This window comes from Streptomyces sp. JLSY215, assembly GCF_059682825.1.
This window is the reverse complement of sequence record NZ_CM185022.1, coordinates 8,881,883-8,900,333: the sequence shown is the minus strand read 5'-3', so window position 1 is coordinate 8,900,333 and position 18,451 is coordinate 8,881,883. Positions and strand designations below refer to the sequence as shown.

Below are 18,451 nucleotides of genomic sequence, written 5' to 3'. Positions count from 1 at the left end.
TGGGACGTGTCGGTCCGCGACCTGGACCGCCTGAGGAGCACCGGTGGTGGCATCTTCGGCGAAGAACGGCGCCCGGTCACGGCAGATGACGACAAGGCGTACGCGGTCGCACGTGACCCAACCCCCTCGCAATCGAACGCCAAGGTGACGCTCTGCGACCGCTCCCCAAGATCTGTGCCAGAACCCAGGACTCGTGATAAAGCCAGGGAGGTTAGTTTCTCCCTTCGGGGTTCTGGTAGATGCTGGCGGCCATTGATCCCAATTGCTTGTTGGCCTTTAGCGCCAGGTCGATCGCGTCGCTGACGCTGTTGCTGGGGACCGGGACGTTGTTCACATAGATAGCGAAGACGAGACGGTGACCATCTTTCGCGTCAACGTATCCTGCAAGCGCCTTGGTGGTGAGAGCCAGCTTGCCCTTGAAAGCGCCGACCAGGGTGCCGGTCTTCGCGCGAATGTGTCCTGCGGCAGGGTCGGTGTGCGCGATGACATCCGCGAGTGATCCATCGACACCCAGGCTCGGCATAGAGTCGTAGAAGGTGCTGAAGTCGCGACTGTGGGAAAGATGCCGCAGCAACTCCGTCTGTGCGGCTGGTGTGGCCTTGTCCCCGGTCAAGCCTTGGGCATCGACGAGAGTGAACGAATTCGGGTCAATCCCTGCGTCGGCGAGAAAGTTCCGCTCGATCTGCATTCCGTCGGCATAGGTGTGCTTGCCGTGATGGACTGCCATCAGCGGTGGCAAGAGGTTGGCGCCGAGATTGTGGCTGACCTTATTGATCAACTTGGCGTATTCCCTGAAAGGCGGTGACGTGTACGTCGCCGAGACAGGCAAGGCCTTCACCTCCTCCGATGACGGAAGGTCGGAGCCGGGGTTGGATCCGAGCGTCGGGGCGCTGACGGTGACACCATTCCGCTCAAGAGCCTCGATGAGCACGGTGCGGGCAAATGCTGCGGGGTCTGGTACTTGGAATGTCGCCACGAATGGTGCGGTGGCGTCAGCGGGCACCGAGCCTCGAACCCGGATGTGCCCGGGGGCGTTGCTTTCGGTCTTCACCGTCGGCTTCGTGCCGGCGGGCGTGGTTGTGACGTTCGCGTCGACGGTGAAGGCTGCCGTCTTGGGCCGCCAGTCGACCTTCGCCGGGTTGCCGGGCGTGCCGGGCGTGATGAGCAGGTCAATGAGGTTGTCGTTGACCACCGTTGGCGTGACAGGCGTCCCACCGATCGACACCGGGTCCCAGAGCCGATTGTCGATGATCACGTTGCCGTCCACTTGACGGATGCCGCTTGCCGCGACCTGACGAGCCAGGTCATTGATGCCTGCCAGCGGGTCTTCCCGGGTGATGGTTGCCATTCCTGGCACGGCGTTCGCGTCGTAGTGGTCGAAGTCGGGGACGTCCAGTTGTCCTGCTGCAATCGTCCGTCCGCCGAGAGCCAGATCGCCACTTCCCACCATGATCAGGTTGCCCGTGAGTCGTCCGGCCTCCGATATCGAACCGCTGTGCACGATTGGCGTACGGAAACGGTGGTCGCTGCCGAGGTCGTCGAGGGCTGCGCCTACCGCGAAGGTCTTGGCTGTCGATCCAGTCATGAACTTGGATTCGGCGTTCTTCGACTGGAGGACTTTTCCTGTCTTCAGGTCGGCGACCTGCACGCCCCAGTCGCCCGTTGCCCACGGTGAGGCGTCCATGAGCTTTTGCAGCTCGGCGCTCACACCTGGAGCGTTCGGGGACGCGGAATTCGAGTGATCCTTTGAGTCATTGGAGCACGCCGACATCGTGACGGCCGCAAGGGCCGATGCCACAGCTACTGCGGCTGCGCGGGTACGCAGTCGGCGTGAGCCGTATCCAGTAGCCTCCCGCCGTGTGGTTCCCGCCCTCCGATGGACTGCGGGCCCGGGCTCCCTTCGGATGCGATTTCGCATGAGATCGGGGGCTTTTATAAACATTGCGAGGATACCTTTTAATTTCTAGCGTTAAACGAGGGGGGTGCCATGAATGCCAGCGGTCGTGCTTTAGGCGATCGAGATACGCCAGCGCATGGGGCACGATTTCAAGAACGTAATGCCAATCCGCGCCACCGATAAATTCCTTTTCTGTCTTGATGGGATAGCCAAGGAATGTTCGGGAATCGGCGGAAACCACGGGTGCGCGACTCACTGCACTGCCAGTGGCGGTGATCGCCCAGCTGAACCGGGCAACCATTGGACTTGTCCAGTCCGGCCGAAGGGAATCGCCCGAACAATGCGGGCAGCGGGAGAAAGCATGGTAGGGAAAACCCCCGTTCCTCATATCTGACTAAGGCGCCTTTCTCTTGCCGATGACGATGTCTCCGTTACGGGTGTGAATCCTCACGGCATGGTCACTTGTGTCGTCTTTCATGACATCCACTGTGATGTCGCCCTGCTTGGCGGCCGTGTCGACTGCGTACGTCGCCTCCGGCAGGCTGAGCCGAACATCGCCGTCCTGGCTTCGCACATCGACGAGGTCAGGTGCGGAGACGAAGTTCAGCTCGTTGTCGCCGTTCCGTGAGGCGACAGTGACCGACCTTGCGAAGATCCTGTCGCCCTCGATGGTTCCGTCGCGGCCTTCCAGATCCAGATGGGGCCCGCTGAGGTCCGACAACCGCATGTCGCCGGCTTTGGCCGAGAAATCTGCGGTGAAGCCCGTGGCTTCAACAAGACCCTTGTCGTTCTCGGCAGTGATCGCGGCGTCGCGCGGTACCTTCACGGTGTACTTCGCACCGCAGTTGACGGAGAGGCCCGTGTAGTCCAGCGAGAGCGTGAGAACGCCCCCTTCGAGCTTCCATCCGGATTCTATTTCGCCGCCTACTTTCGTACCGCTGACCTGCCGCGTCACCCGAACGCCCTTGACATCGGCGGCTACGAGTTCCAGGTCGGCGGAGTCGGACTTCACGGTCAGGCTGTCCCCACTGAAATCAAACATTTTCGATTCCACGACGGTGTTCGCCGGGGTACCGTCCGGGCTGCATCCCGTTGCTGCGACAGCGAGGATCGCGACGCCCCCGAGGGCGAGCACAGGGTGAGGCCTCATTCCCATTGATTCATTCCTTCATAATTCTGGACATGCAGGTGACGCATGCCGTTCATGGTGGTGGTTGGTTCGAAGGACGCGATCGCGTCGGTGGCGAGTTCGTTCCGTGGAGTCAGCAGGCAACCTGAATACCGGCCGAGGGATTCTGCTGTCGCGGCGGTACGGACCTCGCCCTGCTTCACGAGCGAAGAGCCCGAGCTGCGACCGTGCGCGACACACGGGCGGCTTGGAGGGCCAGAGCGAGGCAGGTGGTCACGAGCGTCACGCCGGCGAGCACGCCGAGAGTCGCCCAGGGGAGGCCGTCCAGAACCCGGACGACGCTGATCTCGGCGCCCACAGCGATAGTGGCACTCGTCACCGCGATGGCGATCGCGCCGAAGACGATCGCCGTCCCCGCGTAGATCACTCCCTCATAGATCGTTGATCGGGTGACCACACCTGGTCGCGCACCGGCGACCGTCACGATGGCGGAATCACGTGTGCGTTCCCGCCCGACCAGAGCGATCACAGCAAGGCCGCCGACCCAGGACACGACGAAGACCCAGCCCAGCACGACCAGGACATCGCCCAGCCCGGCAGTGCTTCCGGGCATGACGTTCCCCATGACCATGAAGAGTCCGACGAACGACAGGGAGAGGGCGAAGGGCAGCACCGTGGCGACGCTTCTCGCCGCGCGGGTACGGCACGATTGCACGGCAAGGTGCCAGGCGACACCGTGCGAGGGCACGAGTGCGGTCCAGAACCTCATCAGAGGTGTGAGCACCCACGGCCCCATCAGCAGCAACAGGCAGATGAGAAAGAGGTCGCCGGCGAAAGCGAAGGCCGTCCGCTGTTCGATCCCGCCCTCGAGTTCGAGTCCCAGCCCGGGAATCCACATCCCGACCACACCGGCGAGGAGGCAGAGGGCGAGAACGCTGCGCGTGACGCCGGGCCGCGCCGGTGGATCGGCGAGGTCTCGGAACGCGCGCATCTCCGGTGTCTTGGCGGCACGGCGCGTGACTCCCCAGCCGCCGAGCAGACACGGAACCACCCCGGAAAGCACGCTCGCCCCGACATGCCAGAGGTGGAATCCGGCCGTGGCTCCGTGCAGGTCGAGTCCCGTGGTCGTCCACTGTGCGAGGGCGGTGCTCGCGACGAGAGGGGCCAGCGGTACTGCCAGCGCGCCGGCTGCAGCGCCGAGCACGACCAGTTCTGTGCGCAGAATGAATCTGATGCGATTGCGAGGGATCCCGAGGATCGCCCACAGGGCATGATCGCGTCGCTGGGTCGTCAAGGTCAGACCGACGGTGGATGCGACGATGCCCACGGCGGCAAGCACGGTGAAGAAGACGATGTTGCCGCCGAGCGCGATCGACGCGGAGACCATCCGCGCATCTCCCGCCGCCCGCGCTGTCGAGACGGCGGTGAACATGGCGATGACCGAGCCCGCTGCGCATGCCGCACCGACCACTGCGCACAGGAACGTCCACAACCACATGGACGCCTGCATCCGAATGTCCGACAGGACAAGTCGCATCACGACGCCTGCTCACCCGCTTCGTCCTGCGACTGCGCCGCGAGGACGGCATCGCTCACCGCGTGGGAGTCGCCACCAGGAATGACGGCGTGCACTTGCCCGGACCCCAGCACCACGACCTGGTCAGCACGTGCGGCCGCATGAGGGTCGTGTGTGACCATGAGGACCGTGGTTCCCTGCGCGGGAAGTGCCTGCAGCCAATCGAGCACGGCATGACCCGACTTGAGGTCGAGCGCGCCGGTCGGCTCGTCGGCGAAGACGATCCGCGGCTGATTCGCGACGACCCGGGCCACCGCGACGCGCTGGCGTTCACCTCCGGAGAGCCGGTCGGGGCGCCGCCGCGCGTGCTGGGCGATACCGAGCCTCGACATGGCGTCGCCGACCCTCGACCTGGGCACCCGATGTCCGGCGAGTCGCGCCGGCAGGGCGATGTTGTCCTCGACCGTCAGCGAGCTGACGAGGTTGTACTCCTGGAAGATGAATCCGACGTTCTCACTGCGGAATGCGGCCTGCTTGCGAGGGGGGAGCGACAGGACATCCGTTCCCAGGACCTCGATGGAACCCGCGGTCGCTTGCTCCAGACCAGCAATGCAGAGCAGAAGCGTCGACTTGCCCGACCCGGAGGGGCCGACGATGGCGGTCAGCCGGCCTTCGGGAATGTCCAGGTCGATATCGTGCAGGACGCGCGCCGTCTCGCGTCGACGGCCCGGAACGGGGAAGTCCATATGAAGGCCGCGCAAACGGATGCACGGCGCGGAAGCAGCAGCTGAGATGGGCATGCATCGAGCTAAGCAGGGCACGGCGGGAGCCACACGGGTGCCTGCACTGCTTAAAGGTAGACCTAGGTCTACCTTTTGCGCGATCCGCAGTATGGGACAATGGCGGGCATGGCGCAGATTCGAATTGCCCGGAGGGTTCTGACGGAATGCATCGCGGCAATGGCTTTTCCGATTCTGCTGCTTTCCATTCTCGTTGCGCCGGTCTCGGCCCCGGTGGTGACGGAGACGGACCGTTCGAGAGCCCGGTGGTGCGGCGTCGAGGCGATGCCCCTGAAACCCTCTGACCACAGCTGGGCCCAGTGGGTGGCAACCCGGCTGCGTTCACGGTCGATGTGGCGCACCGACCTGCCGGTTTTCGTGACCGCCGTGCTCCTGTCCGCACTGTCACTGCTGGTCGCTTTCTTCGGATTCATCGGCGCTGCCGCGTTGGTGTTCTCCCCCGTCTTCTGGCTCTTCGGCATCGCCGCGCAGGTCGGTCCATTCACCCCTGAATCCGTTGGGGAAACCCTTCTGGCGATGCCCGCAGGCATCGTTCTCGGCGCGGTCACCACTACCGTACTGACCGGCACATCATTTCTTCGCGACCTTCTCCTGCGCACCTTCTCCAGAAGCCGGGACCCGGATCTGCTCGCGAAACTGGAGGAGCTCCGGACCAGTCGGGCTTCGCTGACCGCGGCCTTCGAATTCGAGCGACAGCGCATCGAACGCGATCTGCACGACGGCGCCCAACAGGAACTCGTCGCCGTCGTCATGCGTCTCGGGATGCTGGAAGCCACGGCCACAGCCACAGCCGCCGACCAGGAACGAATCGTGCGGCTGGCACGGCAGGCCCAGGCTCACGCGGAGCGCGCACTCGAACGGCTGAGGGACACGGTGCGCGACATCCATCCCCGTGAACTGAGCGACCTCGGTCTCATCGCCGCCGTCCGAGAGCTGGCCGCGCGATCACCTTTGCGGGTCGAATTGACCAGCACCGGCGATGATGCCCAGCTTTCGTCACCGACTGCGACCGCCGTATACTTCACGGTGTCCGAAGCCCTGACGAACATCTCGAAACACGCAGGTGTGGGAAACGCTCGGATCGACCTACGATGCGCCACGACAGACGTACACGTGCGTGTGCACGACGATGGTGTCGGCGGTGCGAGAATCGACACGGGCTCCGGGCTCGCCGGACTGCGCGAGCGAATGCGAAGTGTCGGCGGGAATATCGAAATTCTCAGCCCACCGGGTGGCGGGACGCTGGTTGTGGCGTCCGCTCCCAGCCAACCCCCGTGGTGATAAATTGAAGCAGGACGTTCCCCGGGGAGGGGGGTCATGAGAATTGTTCTGGCAGATGACAGCGTGCTGATAAGGGCCGGCATCCGGGAAATCTTGACCTCCCACGCTCATGATGTCATCCGCGAATGCGAGGACGCCGACGAACTGGTTGCCGCAGTCGACGAGCTGGTGCATGCCGGAGCCGCCCCGAACATGGTGATCACGGATGTCCGCATGCCCCCCAAAAACACCGACGACGGACTGCGTGCCGCGATCGATCTGCGCTCCCGGCACCGGGACCTGCCGGTGTTGGTTCTCTCCGCCTACGTCACGGGCCCCTATGTGAGGGAGCTTCTGAACGGCCCGGGTGCCGACGGAGCCGTCGGGTACCTGCTCAAGGAGAAAGTGGGCAGAGTCGCCGACTTCCTGCGAGCTGTCGAGACGGTCTCCGCAGGTGGCGTCGTGATCGACCCCGAGGTTGTTCGCCACGTCACCCGCGCGGACTCGCCACAGGGGCCGCTTGCCCGGCTCACCGCTCGTGAAAGGGAAGTGCTCGCCCACATGGCCGAAGGGCGCTCCAACGCAGAAATAGCGACGGAGCTGTTTCTTTCCGGCGCTGCCGTGAGTAAGCATGTGGCGAACGTTTTCGTGAAGCTCGGCATGCCTCCCGACGAGGACAATCGGCGCGTCAAGGCCATTCTGGCCTGGTTCGAATACAACTGAGGATTGGCCCCGGGCACCGTCCAGCAGCTCCCACAGCTCCGTGAGCCCCGCGTCGGTGCCGCAGTTCTAGGAGGGCTCTGGCTCAACTTCTTTGACGTGGCCACTCTCAGTGACTGCTGGGCCTTTTCGAGCTCTAGGTGAAGTCGCCCGAAATTGGTCCGTGGGCAACGCAGTTGGGCTGAATGTTCAGGGCTGTGAAAGAGGTCCTGCTCCGGCTCAAGGAGTTGTTGTTCCCGTCGATCGCGGACGTCGCGGTGCTGTCGGTAGACGTGAACATCGCGATAGTGCGCGTTAACGCGTAATGCACCGCCGGCGGCGCCGCGTGCCCGGTCTGTGGCGCCTGGTCGAACCGGGTTCACGGTTCCTACCTGCGGTTTCCCGCTGATGTTCCCAGCGGAGGCCGACGGGTCGTCCTTCAATTGAGGGTCCGGCGATTCTCCTGCGGAAACTCGGGCTGCGCACGCCGCACCTTCGTCGAGCAGATACCTGGCCTGACGCTCCGGCACAGTCAGCGGACCGAACGGTTGCGCTCGACCCTGGCCTCGGTCGGTCCGGCCCTCGCGGGCCGGGCCGGGGCTCGCATCGCCAGCGTTCTCGGCGCTTCCGTCAGCCGTAGCACGGTGCTTCGGCTGGTTGATGCGCTTCCCGAGCCCGAGGTGGCCGCGCCGCGGGTGGTCGCTGTCGACGAGTACGCCACCCGGAAGGGCCGCCACTACGGCACCGTCCTCATCGATGTCGAAACCCGCCGCCCAGTTGACCTGTTGCCCGACCGGGAGGCGTCCAGCCTGACGGCCTGGCTCGCCGAACGGCCGGGCGTTGAGGTCATCTGCCGTGACCGGGCGCCGTTCTTCGCCGAAGGTGCCACCACCGGTGCTCCTCAGGCGGTCCAGGTCGCGGACCGGTGGCATCTCTGGCACAACGTGAGCGAGGCTGCCGAACGAGCTGTCGCTCAGCACTGCAACTGCCTCCGCGCCCTTGTCACGGCCGCCCCCGAACCCGATCCGGAGCCTGCGCTGGAGGAAGATTCGTCTGGCTCGCCATGGCCGACCGGCCATCGTTTCGCCGACCGCACCAGGGCCCGGCACGCCGACGTCCACGCACTGCTGAAGGCCGGGCACAGCCGTCGATCGGTCCAGCGGCAGCTCGGTATGACCTGGCGGACCGTCAAGCAGTTCGCCGATGCAGCGAGGCCGGAGGAGCTTTTCACAGGGCAGTGGCAGAACCGGCCGTCGGTCCTCGATGACTACAAGCCCTACCTGGACGACCGTTGGAACGAGGGCTGCACCAACGCCTGGAAGCTGTGGGAAGAGATCGTGCCGCTTGGCTATAAGGGCAGTTACCAGCGCGTCCGCGCCTACCTGCACAAGAAGCGCACCTCCCCGCGACCGGTGGTCGCCCGGCCGCCCTCGCCCCGAACAGTCGCCGGATGGATTCTCCGGCGAACGGAAACCCTCCCTGAGGCCGAGCAGCTGCAGCTCAAAACCGTCCGCACCCACTGCCCCGAGATCGACGCGCTCACCCGGCACGTCCGTGCCGTCGCGGTCATGCTGACCGAGCGCCAGGGCGAGCGTCTTCCGGACTGGCTCGCCGCCGTCCGACGGGACGATCTGCCCAGTCTCCACACGCTTGCCGCCGGCATCGATCGCGACCGCGTGCCGTCATCGCCGGTCTCACCCTGCCCTGGAGCTCGGGCGCGGTCGAAGGCCATGTCAACCGGATCAAGATGCTCAAGCGCCAGATGTTCGGGCGGGCGGGACACCAACTTCTCCGCAAGCGCGTCCTATTAGCGTGACGGAGAGTGGCCGCGTCACAGAAGTTGAGCCAGAGCCCTTGCACATGAACAAAGCCAGCTGCTGTTGATACGGGCCGGGCGGGTAGGAACCCGGCACGTTCGGCTGTTGCTGGTGCGGGCCGGGCGGCTGCGGCGCAAACCCGGGGGCTGGAAAAAGGGCAGCTTTACCGCCCCATCCACCATCGACCGCTGGATCACCGGCACCGTCGTCACGGCCCGCGCCGACCACGGCGTGACGACCGAGAACGGGGTGGCCCGCCTCGCCCGTAACCGGCTCAAACAACTGGTCAAGGAGATGGAGACCAACGGCGAGCAGCGCGGGCGAGGCCAAGCCCCGCCCCTGCTGGTCGACCACCTCATCCGCATCAGCGCCGCCTGTCCGGACAACCTCATGGGCATCCGCGACCGCGCCGTGGTCCTCATGCACTTCGCCGTCGCCGGCCGCGAGCACGAAATCGCCTTCACCCGCGGACGCGACTACACCGACGACCCCGGCGGACTCGTCGCCGACCTGCGCGTCTCGAAGATCCGCCCCCGCATCGTCCCCGTGCCGTACGGCTCCCGCCCGGCGATCTGCCCCGTGCGGGCCTGGCAGGCGTGGAAGGATGCCGCCGGCCTCGCAAACGACCCGGACGGCTTCGCCTTCCGGCGACTGCACCCGCGCTGGACAGCGGGCAGGAATCGAGATCCGCTTCACCGGCCACAGCCCCGCCGCCGGCTCGCGACGTCCGCGCGTCTCAAGGGGCACGACCAGATCGTCATCGCCAAGCAGGGCGGATGGGCCCCGCACTCCAAGGTGCTCGCCGGATACCTCGAAGTCGTCGACCAGTGGGAGGACAGCACCCTGATCGGCGTGCTGTAGCAGGAGCAAAGGGGTAACGCCACCACGTGGTCCTGGGAGTCGGCCGACTCGGGGGCTGGCTACCGCGCGTATCCCGACAGAGGGTCTACGTGGGTGGTGTGGCGGGGCTATGGTCGCGGGGTTAGCGCATCGGGCATGAGCTTTGGGGGCGGGGATGCTGGAAGAGGCGCTGGTGGCGTTGGCGACAGCGGGTGGTACGGCTGTGGTCCAGGCGGCGGGGACGCAGACGTGGGATGGGTTCCGGGTCCCCTGAGCCGGACGCTGACCACCGCCGCAGACGACACCCGCCTGGTCACGATCTGCACCGGTTCCTTCGTGCTCGCCGCCGCGGGTCTTCTGGACGGCCGCCCGGCCACCACGCACTGGGCCTACACCCAGCACTTCCGCTCGCTCTTCCCCGACGTGGAACTGCGCCCCGACGTCCTCTACGTCGACGACGACACCATCTTGACCTCGGCCGGAGGCGCCGTCGGACTCGATCTCTGCCTGCACATCGTCCGCCGGGACCACGGCAGCGAAGTGGCCAACGGCGCCAGCCGAGGTTGCGTCGTGCCACCCTGGCGCGAGGGCAACCAAGCCCAGTTCGTCGAGATACCGGTGCCCGAAGTCGCGGAATCCACCACCGGACCGACCCGACAGTGGATCTTGGATCACCTGGCCGACCCCCTCGCGCTGCCCGACCTGGCCCGGCACGCGCGGATGAGCATACGCACCTTCACTCGGCGGTTCCGCGACGAGACCGGGATGAGCCCGGCTCAGTGGATCCTCCAGCAGCGCATCACCCGCGCCCGCCATCTCCTGGAAGGTACCAATCTCCCGATCGACCAAGTGGCCATCGACGCAGGCTTCGGTTCCGGGACCACCCTGCGCCAGCACATGCGCGCCGCGCTAGGAGTGTCGCCCGGCGCCTACCGTAAGACCTTCCGCCATGAAGAAGGCGAGTTCGGGGAGCGACGCGCGAACTGACGGCAGTGACCAGGCCCGCCGAGCCGTGCAGACGTGCCTTCGGCACTGGGCCGAGAAAGGGATCGCTGAGCGGGTACGGGACGGGCTACGGCTCGCCCCGTACCCGCTTCGTTCCTTCTGACGAGGCAGGCGTCGTCCGGACGTCGTGACTTCGCGTTACACCTCGTCCTCCCCCGCCCCCTGACTCGGCGCCGCAGGCTCATACGGTGGTGGTAAGACGCCACACGTCAGCATGGAACAAAGGAGCCTTGTGACCAGTCCCTCGGGCGCTCATGCCGACCTCCACTACACCGACCACGGCAGCGGAAGCCCAGTGGTCCTGGTACACGGGGTGGCCGGCGGCATCGCCACCAGCTGGGGGAGCTTGCTGGAGCGGCTGGCCGAACACCACCGCGTCATAGCCGTGGACAATCCGGGCTCGGGCAACAGCCCGCTCCCCGACGGCCCCCTGCAGCTGGACACCATCGCCGACAGCATCGCGCTGACGGCGGAGCGTGCCGGTCTTGAGCGCTACACCGTCGTGGGCTACTCGATGGGCAGCGCCATCGCTGTACGCCACGCCACCCGGCACCCTCACCGCACAGCGGCCCTCGCTCTCCTCGCCGGTTTCGCCCACCCCGACCCCCGCCTACGGCTGGCCCTCAGCATCTGGCGCGATCTGCTGAACGTCGACGAGCGATTGCTCGGGCGCTATCTCCTGCAACAGTCGTGCGGCCCGGCCGGCCTGGCACAGCTGAACGGCACGGACATCGATCGCCTCGCGGAGGAGACGGCCGCCGGGCTACCGCCCGGCACCCGGCGACACATCGACCTCGCGCTGCATCTCGACGTTCGCGATGGCCTCCCCCATATCGATGCGCCCGCTCTCGTTGTCGCCGCGTCCGAGGACATCCTTGTCGCCCCCAGCCATTCCGACGCCCTTGCCCAAGGCATCAAAGGCAGCCGCCTCGTCCATGTACCGGCCGGCCACGACGCGCCGGCGGAACAGCCGACGGCCATCGCCGCACACATCCACGCCCTCACCCACCGATGACCTGAAAGCCTGTTCGCCGCTCCTCAAATTCAAGCCGACTCAGGACACGTTCGCCCTGCTCACGACCTTGCGGAGGCGTTCGTCGACGCCCCGGAGCCGCAACCAGCCCCTGGTCATGATCCCAGCGCGTGACGTCGAACAGGTCCACAAGATCCTGCGGACCGCGGGTGGAGACGTATCGACCAGTTGGCGATGCCCGCCAGCTGAGGCACTCCGTTTCCACCGATTCCTACTTCCCGGTCAGGTTCAGCAACGGTCAGGTAGGCGACGAGGTGATGGTCAGGGTGACGGACTGGTTGCGTAGCCCCTCAGCCAGGTAGGCCATTTCCACGGATGTGCCGACCAGGCCGACTTGCTTGAGGTCGGCGGCCATCCGCCGTGCTTCGCGCCGTAGTTGGTTCGGCACTCACCGTCAGGCGGGAGTCATGGTAGCTACCGTGTCGTTGAAAAAGTTCGCAAATAATATTCTTCCTCATGTTGGAGCCAACGAACAGCTTGCGAGCTCTAACTCCCCGAGCCGCGCCGTCGATTGGAGACCACGGAATGAGCCCACGTACGAGCAACGGCCTTCGGCTGCGGCACGCGGTGGCGTCCGCAGCAGTAGCCGTGGGGGTCTTAGCAGTATCGGGGTGCGGCACCGATGGCACACCGAGCTCCGATGCCGCACGCGCCTCCAGTCCGGCCGGAGCACGTCCAACAGACCCGCCTGACTTCAGGAAGGCTTATGCGGCGGGATACATGCAAGGCGAGAAGCTCAATGACGCAGGGGGCAAGGGCGCTGCGGTCCGTGAGGTAGTGGGAGGCGGTTGCACTCGCCGCGCCCTTGACGCAGGGGACAATGCCGCCCACGACCGCGGAGCTTGGGTAAAGGGCTGCCAGGACGGGGTCAGTGGCACTCCGCAGCGTCCCCCGTCGCATCCCCTGACCAAGCGGGAGCCGAACCCGCGACTCCTTAAGGACTTTCGCGAGTGGGCGCGTGCTGAGGGTGATACTGCGGCCGCCCGCCACGCCGGCAGAGTGTTCACCGTCGAACTCACGGGCCCCGACTACGACGTGGAAGTATCCACGGACTACCGCTCACGGGCACAGGCTCAAGCGTTCGCAGGCAGCTTCGCAAAGTGGTGGGACGCAGACGACGGGGACGGTGTGGCGAGGAACCTCGTCATTCTCGACGCACGCGACCTGCATATCGCCACGAAGCCATTGTGAAGTAGACCATTAACTTTCCCCGTGTGGCCTTTTCCCTTGCTTGGGGCGCTGGGGCTGCCTACGCTCCGCACGCACCGCTGGCACGTCACGGACCCATGCCGGCCTCTCCGCAGACGCCTCCACAGGGGAATCGCCTCCCCCGACTTCGGCCGGGCCAGGCCCTAACCGATCACGGCGCCGGTGTGGTGCTGGTCGTAACGGTCCCGCAGGCGCATGAAGGGGGCACCCTCACCCCAGGGCCCGTACAAAACGGCTGGAGGACGCCACCAAGGCCAAGCTCGGGGTATTCCTGTCGAACAGCAAGACCAGGCGCGGCAAGCTGGCAGCCCCAGGACTGGAGTGGCCGGCACCGAGACCGATCCTGAGCCCGAGACCAGCGGAGCCGCCGGGGCGGCGGCCTTCCTCCATGGCCCCGCCCGGCTCTTCGCCACCGTCGCGACCCCCGACGCGACGGACGACGACCACGACGACCACGTGCAGGACGAAGCCGAGGTGGAAGCCCGATTGCCGTGATGGACGCCGCCCTGCGGGAGTCACTCAAGACCCTGCGACTGTCCGGCATGCTGGAAACCCTCGACGCCCGCCTCGCCCAAGCCCACGGCAGTGAACTCGGCCACCTCGACTTCCTCCAGGTCCTCTGCCAGGACGAGATCACCCGCCGCGAGACCGTCGCCTTCCAACGCCGCCTACAGAGAGGCAAGTTCGAGCAGCAGGTCACCCTGGAGGAGTTCGACTTCACCGCCTCCTCGAAACTGCCCGCAGCACAGATCCGGGACCTGGGAGCCCTGCACTGGCTGCATGCCGGCGAGTCGGTCATCCTCTTCGGCCCCGTCGGCGTCGGCAAGACGCACATCGCCCAGGCCCTCGGCCACCTGGCCGTCCGCCAGGGCGCCCACATCCGCTTCGCCAAGACCAGCCGCATCCTCGCCGACCTCGCAGGCGGCCACGCGGACCGCACCTGGGAGAAACGCATCCGCGAACTCATCCGACCCGACGTCCTCATCCTCGACGACGTCGCCATGCGCCAACTGTCCGCCGCCCAGGCCGACGACCTCTACGAACTCGTCTCGGAGCGTCAGGGCCGGCCCTTGATCATCACCAGCAACCGGGCACCCAGCGACTGGTATCCCCTCTTACCCAACCCCGTCGTCGCCGAGTCCCTCCTGGACCGGCTCATCAACACCAGCCACCAGGTCATCATGAACGGCCCCAGCTACCGCCCCGACAAGCGACCGAGGAACCCCACTGACAAGCCCAGGTAGGGCAAACCGGTGGACGTCGTCGGGATACTGCCGTCATGGCCGTCACTCAGCAGCTTGCTCGCATCCCGGCGGAGTATCTCGCCTCCTGCCGCCAGTCAGCCGGCGCATCGCCGGATGGAGATCACCTCTGGGATCCACCATCGGCTGACGTCCTCGACCTGGACTGGGCACCGTTCCTGCTCGAACAGGTCTGCGAGCTGGGAGGTCTCGGTGACGTCCATCGGAATGCTCTCCGGCAGGCTCTCGACGGCGACACTGCCATCGACCTTGCCTTCCTCAACACGCATCCGCATGCCATCGGCCCCTTCGGGTCAGACCACACGGCCCTCTCCGCGGCTCAAGTGGCTCGCGTTGCGGAACTGCTTGGGCAGATCGACTTTCCGGCCCTCCTGGCCGCGCTGCCGACAGACGAAGCAGAAGCCAGCTCCTTGATCGGCGACGGTGCAGACAAGATCGTCGGCGGCCCCAAGAAGTACCTGCAGGAGCACTTCAACGCCATGCGCGAGTTCTACCGTGGTGCATCTCAACGGCAGCTTCTCGTCGTGCTCTGGTGGGACTGACACAGGCCACCTCACCGTCGGCTCACGTCAGTGGCTGGGGAATTACGTGAACTTCTGCCTGGGGAATTTCGCGATCGTCCACAGGCGGTCAGTCGCTGCCAGCAGGTGGTCAAGGCCACGGCCGCTCTGCGGCGTCTTCGCGGCCGAGGCTTCGGCACACCTTGGGGTCCTTACGCGGCCGGCGGGCCGAGAGGCTGGCACGGTCCCTCCCAGGAGCGGCGTGCTGAAGCACACTGCCGAGCCGTCAATCCGTGACGTGCCACCGCTCATCAGTCACAGGCCAGTGACGGCCAGCGCCTACAGCTCTCCGTCGCCCGCCGGGGCGCGCCTCGAGGTCGGCACCGCGGGCGGGCCGGCCACGACAGGGCCTAGCGCACGCCCCAGCGGCCGGGAGACTGTGGGGGGTGCGCTGACGGGTGGGTCAGAGGTTCGGCTGCCGTCTTCGAGGAAGAGGGTCAGCAGCGGGCCCTCCAGGGTGTCTGCAGCGAGAAAAACCGCACCGGTGTGGCGGGCTACAGCTTCCACAACGGGCACCATTGTCCAGCGCTGTGCGTTTGCTGTACCGAGGTGTTCCTGCACCGTGTCCCACCAGGGGTGCGGGGGCTCTGGCTTGGTGTAGGAAACGTCCGGTTCGAAGCGTTCGGTGCAGCGTCCGTCGCGCCAGTGCGCGAAGCCGCTCATACCGTCCGCGCTCCGGCGGATGGCGAAGGCCTCGCTGCCGTGTGACAGGGCGGACAAGGGGCCGGGCATGATGCCCATGACTCCGCTGTCCTCGAAGCAGAACGACCAGTCGCCCAAGGCGCCGGCGCGCAGCAGCGACCCCTCCGGGCCGTCGCCCCCGCCAATATGGTCGGCTTGCTGTCTGGTGAGGATCCGGGCGTTGCGGGGGTCGGCTCCGTAGCGGGCGAGTACGTCGTCGGGGGTGATGCCGCGCGTGAAGGTTACGCACCACATCGCGCTGCGCGGATCCGTAGCCCATGTCCACCAGATGCATGCTTGGCTGCACTCCTCCAGGCCCGCGCGGCGTCTGCCACTCCATGAAGATCTCCGAAGGACATGTCAGCGAACCGGGCCTGCTCGTGGTCGACATCACCGCCGCCGACGAGGAAACCGCCACCAGGCCGTGGCCGCTCTGGGCGGACTGTGGCTTTCCAGCGGACCCTCCACCCCCTGGCGCACCCCCGGCCAGCCCGGCGTCACCGTCCGCGCCTACGCCGACCTGCGCCGCGCCCCGCTGACCGGCGGCAGCTTCGACCCCGGTGCCCCGTAGCCACCCGCGAGCCGTCCCCCTGCATGTCGCAGGTTTGGCGATATTGGTACGACTAGCGCTATGACCGCATAGGTTCGCCGGGTTGCTGTTGCTGTGAAGTGCTCGATGCAGCGGATGTGCCGGTGTGCCTCAGCGGTAGTCGGCCAGGCCGTCTGCCAGTTCGTCTTCGTCGCCGTCTCGGATTGCGTAGAGGGCTTGTTGCAGTGCGAATGTGCCGCGGATCGTGGCGATGCGGGTGAGGAGTCCGTGGTTTGACCAGCTGCCCAGGGCGAGCACTCGCTCCAGGAGCTCAGGGCCGTGGCTGGCTCCGATGGCTGCGAGGTCCTCGGCCGGGTCGCTGAGTGTGACGTCGTCCCAGTCGAGTACTCCGGAGAGGTGTGGCAGGCCGTGCGTCCACTCCCATAGGACGTTTTCGGCACCGAGGTCGCCATGCACCACTGCTCGGGTGAGGTGGGGAAGGCTGTCGAGTGCTGTGAGTTCCCGCTCGGCGCGTAGGCGTCCGCTGTCGGACATGAGCCGGAACAGCTCTGCGCGCACGTTCTCCGCGAACCGTCGCCACTGGCCTTCTGGGGCCTGAGGTAGAACTGCTCGTACCGTCTCTTCGGTGCCGGCACGGGCCAGACCGGACAGCAGCGTGGCGTACTGCGCTGCCACGGTGTCGACCACTTGGGCATTGTTGAGTGCATCGGTCTCCAGCGGTTCCCCGGGAATACGGCTCAGTACCAGGAACGGCACCTCGTCGGTGCCGTGGGCGCCGCCCTGGAGCAGCGGCTCAGGTGTGCGGAAGCCGAGGTCGACGCCGGCGAGTGCGTGTAGTGCGGCCGCACGCTGGGGCAACCGGGCGGCCGCTGCCCGGGTGCGAGGCAGGCACACGACGCGGTCTGAGCCAATGACCACGATGTGGAATTGCCCCTGACGTACGGCCAGGTCGTCCGGTTTGTCGTCGGGCAGCAGACGGCTCAGCAGAGCGCGATGCGTCGTACGGATGCTCACGAGTGTCCTCTGGATCCTTCGATGGGTCGGAGGCGATGTGGACGAAGTGCTGTCAGGCCGCGCCGGCGAGCGGGCGTCCGCCCCAGCGAATGCCCTTCTCGCTGCGGATGCCGGCCCGTTCTCGGCGTTGAGCGGCCAGGACGTCGGGATGGCGGGCGTTGGCGTTGCGCCAGCGCAGATAGGCGTGCAGGGCCTGGGTCTGCGCGGGGCGGCTGCGGTGGTGGGAGTTGGCCAGGGTGAACTGCCGCAGCGGGCCGAAGTGGGCCTCGATCGGGTTGGCCCAGGATGCGTAGGTCGGGGTGAAGCACAGCTCGACCTTGTTGTTCTTCGCCCAGCGGCGGATGTGCGCGCCGGTGTGGGCGGAGAGGTTGTCCAGGATGATGTAGATCGGGGCGCCGTCGGGTCGGGCTGCGCGGATCGACTTCAGAGCGGCCAGGGTGTTGGCGGTGCCCTTGCGGCGCCGGTTGACGCCCCACAGCCGGTCGTCGCCCACGGAGTAGCAGCCGTGGAAGTAGGTGACGCCGTGGGGGCGGCGGTAGGTCGCCGGCAGGCGGTCGGGCTCGCCCTGCTTCGCCCAGCAGGAGCCCGCGGTGGGCCGGATCCCCAGCGGCCCGAACTCGTCGAAAGCGAAGGCCCGGTCCGGGAAGTGCCCCAGGACGTCCTCGATCCGGTCGAGCTTGGCGTCGCGTTCGGGGTCAGGGGACTCCTTCCAGGTCTTGGTGCGCTGGAAGGTGATGCCGCGGCGCAGGAGCAGGCGCCGTAAGGCTTCGCGGCCGATGCGGATGACGCGTCCGTGGACGCGGCGCAGGTAGGCGGCGAGTTTGCGGATCGACCAGCGGGTGAAGGGCTGGCCGAGTTTGGTGGGGCGGGTGGTGGCCGTCTGGACGACGAAGTCCTCGTCGTCAGGGGTGAGCAGGCGGGGACGACCTCCCGCCCACTGAGGGTCCAGGCAGGCCAGGCCGATCTCGTTGAACCGATGGATCACCTCCCGCACCGTGTCCTCGTCGGCCTGGACCAGCTGGGCGATCACCGGGACCCGGTTCCCGCCGGCGGACGCCAGCAGCATCATCGCCCGGCGATAGCGCACCGAGCTGGTGCTGCCGCGGCGCACGATCCGCTGCAGTTTCTGCCCTTCCTGGTCGGTGTGTCTGTGCACCCGCACAGGCTCGGCCACCACAC

Annotated in this window: 16 protein-coding genes and 3 pseudogenes; 11 read left to right on the top strand and 8 right to left on the bottom strand. The window is 66.5% G+C overall.

Annotated features, from left to right (window positions below; all coding sequences use genetic code 11):
* Positions 1–211 precede the first annotated feature (211 nt).
* The 5 genes from dacB to AC5677_RS39325 all read right to left on the bottom strand — a co-directional run bounded on the left by dacB (position 212) and on the right by AC5677_RS39325 (position 5,288).
* On the bottom strand, positions 212–1,708 hold the full coding sequence (dacB, locus tag AC5677_RS39345) for a D-alanyl-D-alanine carboxypeptidase/D-alanyl-D-alanine endopeptidase (protein WP_497192643.1): 1,497 nt from the start codon (positions 1,706–1,708) through the stop codon (positions 212–214).
* A 583-nt stretch (positions 1,709–2,291) separates the two neighbouring features.
* On the bottom strand, positions 2,292–3,032 hold the full coding sequence (locus tag AC5677_RS39340) for a DUF4097 family beta strand repeat-containing protein (RefSeq protein ID WP_497192642.1): 741 nt from the start codon (positions 3,030–3,032) through the stop codon (positions 2,292–2,294).
* An 11-nt stretch (positions 3,033–3,043) separates the two neighbouring features.
* Positions 3,044–3,229, bottom strand: a complete 186-nt coding sequence (locus AC5677_RS39335; RefSeq protein WP_497192641.1) for a hypothetical protein — start codon at positions 3,227–3,229, stop codon at positions 3,044–3,046.
* On the bottom strand, positions 3,226–4,563 hold the full coding sequence (locus tag AC5677_RS39330) for an FtsX-like permease family protein (RefSeq protein WP_497196922.1): 1,338 nt from the start codon (positions 4,561–4,563) through the stop codon (positions 3,226–3,228). Before AC5677_RS39330 ends, AC5677_RS39335 begins: the two co-directional genes overlap by 4 nt.
* Positions 4,563–5,288 (bottom strand): ABC transporter ATP-binding protein, encoded by a 726-nt coding sequence (locus AC5677_RS39325; RefSeq protein ID WP_497192640.1) that lies wholly within the window; start codon positions 5,286–5,288, stop codon positions 4,563–4,565. Before AC5677_RS39325 ends, AC5677_RS39330 begins: the two co-directional genes overlap by 1 nt.
* 162 nt (positions 5,289–5,450) lie before the next feature.
* On the opposite strand from AC5677_RS39325, the gene AC5677_RS39320 reads away from it, so the two are divergent.
* The 9 genes and pseudogenes from AC5677_RS39320 to AC5677_RS39280 all read left to right on the top strand — a co-directional run bounded on the left by AC5677_RS39320 (position 5,451) and on the right by AC5677_RS39280 (position 15,009).
* Positions 5,451–6,623, top strand: coding sequence for a sensor histidine kinase (locus AC5677_RS39320; RefSeq protein WP_497192639.1), 1,173 nt, complete (start codon positions 5,451–5,453; stop codon positions 6,621–6,623).
* Between the two features lie 36 nt (positions 6,624–6,659).
* The gene (locus tag AC5677_RS39315; protein WP_331749020.1) at positions 6,660–7,325 is read left to right on the top strand and encodes a response regulator transcription factor; all 666 of its coding nucleotides are present in this window, start codon (positions 6,660–6,662) and stop codon (positions 7,323–7,325) included.
* Between the two features lie 194 nt (positions 7,326–7,519).
* Positions 7,520–9,117 (top strand): annotated as a pseudogene (locus AC5677_RS39310) (ISL3 family transposase).
* Between the two features lie 106 nt (positions 9,118–9,223).
* The gene (locus AC5677_RS39305) at positions 9,224–9,979 is read left to right on the top strand and encodes a site-specific integrase (RefSeq protein ID WP_497192638.1); all 756 of its coding nucleotides are present in this window, start codon (positions 9,224–9,226) and stop codon (positions 9,977–9,979) included.
* 279 nt (positions 9,980–10,258) lie between these two features.
* A pseudogene (locus AC5677_RS39300) lies at positions 10,259–10,945 on the top strand (GlxA family transcriptional regulator); the annotation flags it as partial.
* 250 nt (positions 10,946–11,195) lie between these two features.
* Positions 11,196–11,978, top strand: a complete 783-nt coding sequence (locus AC5677_RS39295; protein ID WP_497192637.1) for an alpha/beta fold hydrolase — start codon at positions 11,196–11,198, stop codon at positions 11,976–11,978.
* 1,548 nt (positions 11,979–13,526) lie between these two features.
* Positions 13,527–13,700, top strand: coding sequence for a hypothetical protein (locus AC5677_RS39290; protein WP_497192636.1), 174 nt, complete (start codon positions 13,527–13,529; stop codon positions 13,698–13,700).
* Positions 13,691–14,449 (top strand): IS21-like element helper ATPase IstB, encoded by a 759-nt coding sequence (gene istB, locus AC5677_RS39285; protein WP_497196921.1) that lies wholly within the window; start codon positions 13,691–13,693, stop codon positions 14,447–14,449. Before AC5677_RS39290 ends, istB begins: the two co-directional genes overlap by 10 nt.
* A gap of 35 nt (positions 14,450–14,484) precedes the next feature.
* Positions 14,485–15,009 carry a DUF1877 domain-containing protein gene (locus AC5677_RS39280; protein WP_497192635.1) on the top strand — a complete coding sequence of 175 codons (525 nt, stop codon included), beginning with the start codon at positions 14,485–14,487 and terminating at the stop codon, positions 15,007–15,009.
* A 297-nt stretch (positions 15,010–15,306) separates the two neighbouring features.
* Here the strand turns inward: AC5677_RS39280 and AC5677_RS39275 are convergent, their stop codons facing one another.
* Complete coding sequence (locus AC5677_RS39275) at positions 15,307–15,999, bottom strand: DUF6461 domain-containing protein (protein ID WP_497196920.1); 693 nt, start codon at positions 15,997–15,999, stop codon at positions 15,307–15,309.
* On the opposite strand from AC5677_RS39275, the pseudogene AC5677_RS39270 reads away from it, so the two are divergent.
* Both AC5677_RS39270 and AC5677_RS39265 read left to right on the top strand, forming a co-directional pair.
* Positions 15,987–16,091, top strand: a pseudogene (locus tag AC5677_RS39270) (hypothetical protein); the annotation flags it as partial. The gene AC5677_RS39275 and the pseudogene AC5677_RS39270 sit on opposite strands and share 13 nt — an antisense overlap.
* Positions 16,092–16,132: 41 nt before the next feature.
* Positions 16,133–16,279 (top strand): DUF6207 family protein, encoded by a 147-nt coding sequence (locus AC5677_RS39265; protein ID WP_497192634.1) that lies wholly within the window; start codon positions 16,133–16,135, stop codon positions 16,277–16,279.
* A gap of 129 nt (positions 16,280–16,408) precedes the next feature.
* Here the strand turns inward: AC5677_RS39265 and vph are convergent, their stop codons facing one another.
* Both vph and AC5677_RS39255 read right to left on the bottom strand, forming a co-directional pair.
* Positions 16,409–17,272: a viomycin phosphotransferase gene (gene vph / locus AC5677_RS39260; protein WP_497192633.1), complete on the bottom strand. Its 864-nt coding sequence runs from the start codon at positions 17,270–17,272 to the stop codon at positions 16,409–16,411.
* A 52-nt stretch (positions 17,273–17,324) separates the two neighbouring features.
* A complete protein-coding gene (locus AC5677_RS39255) occupies positions 17,325–18,446 on the bottom strand; it encodes an IS630 family transposase (protein WP_497192632.1) in 1,122 nt (373 codons plus the stop codon).
* Positions 18,447–18,451 lie beyond the last annotated feature (5 nt).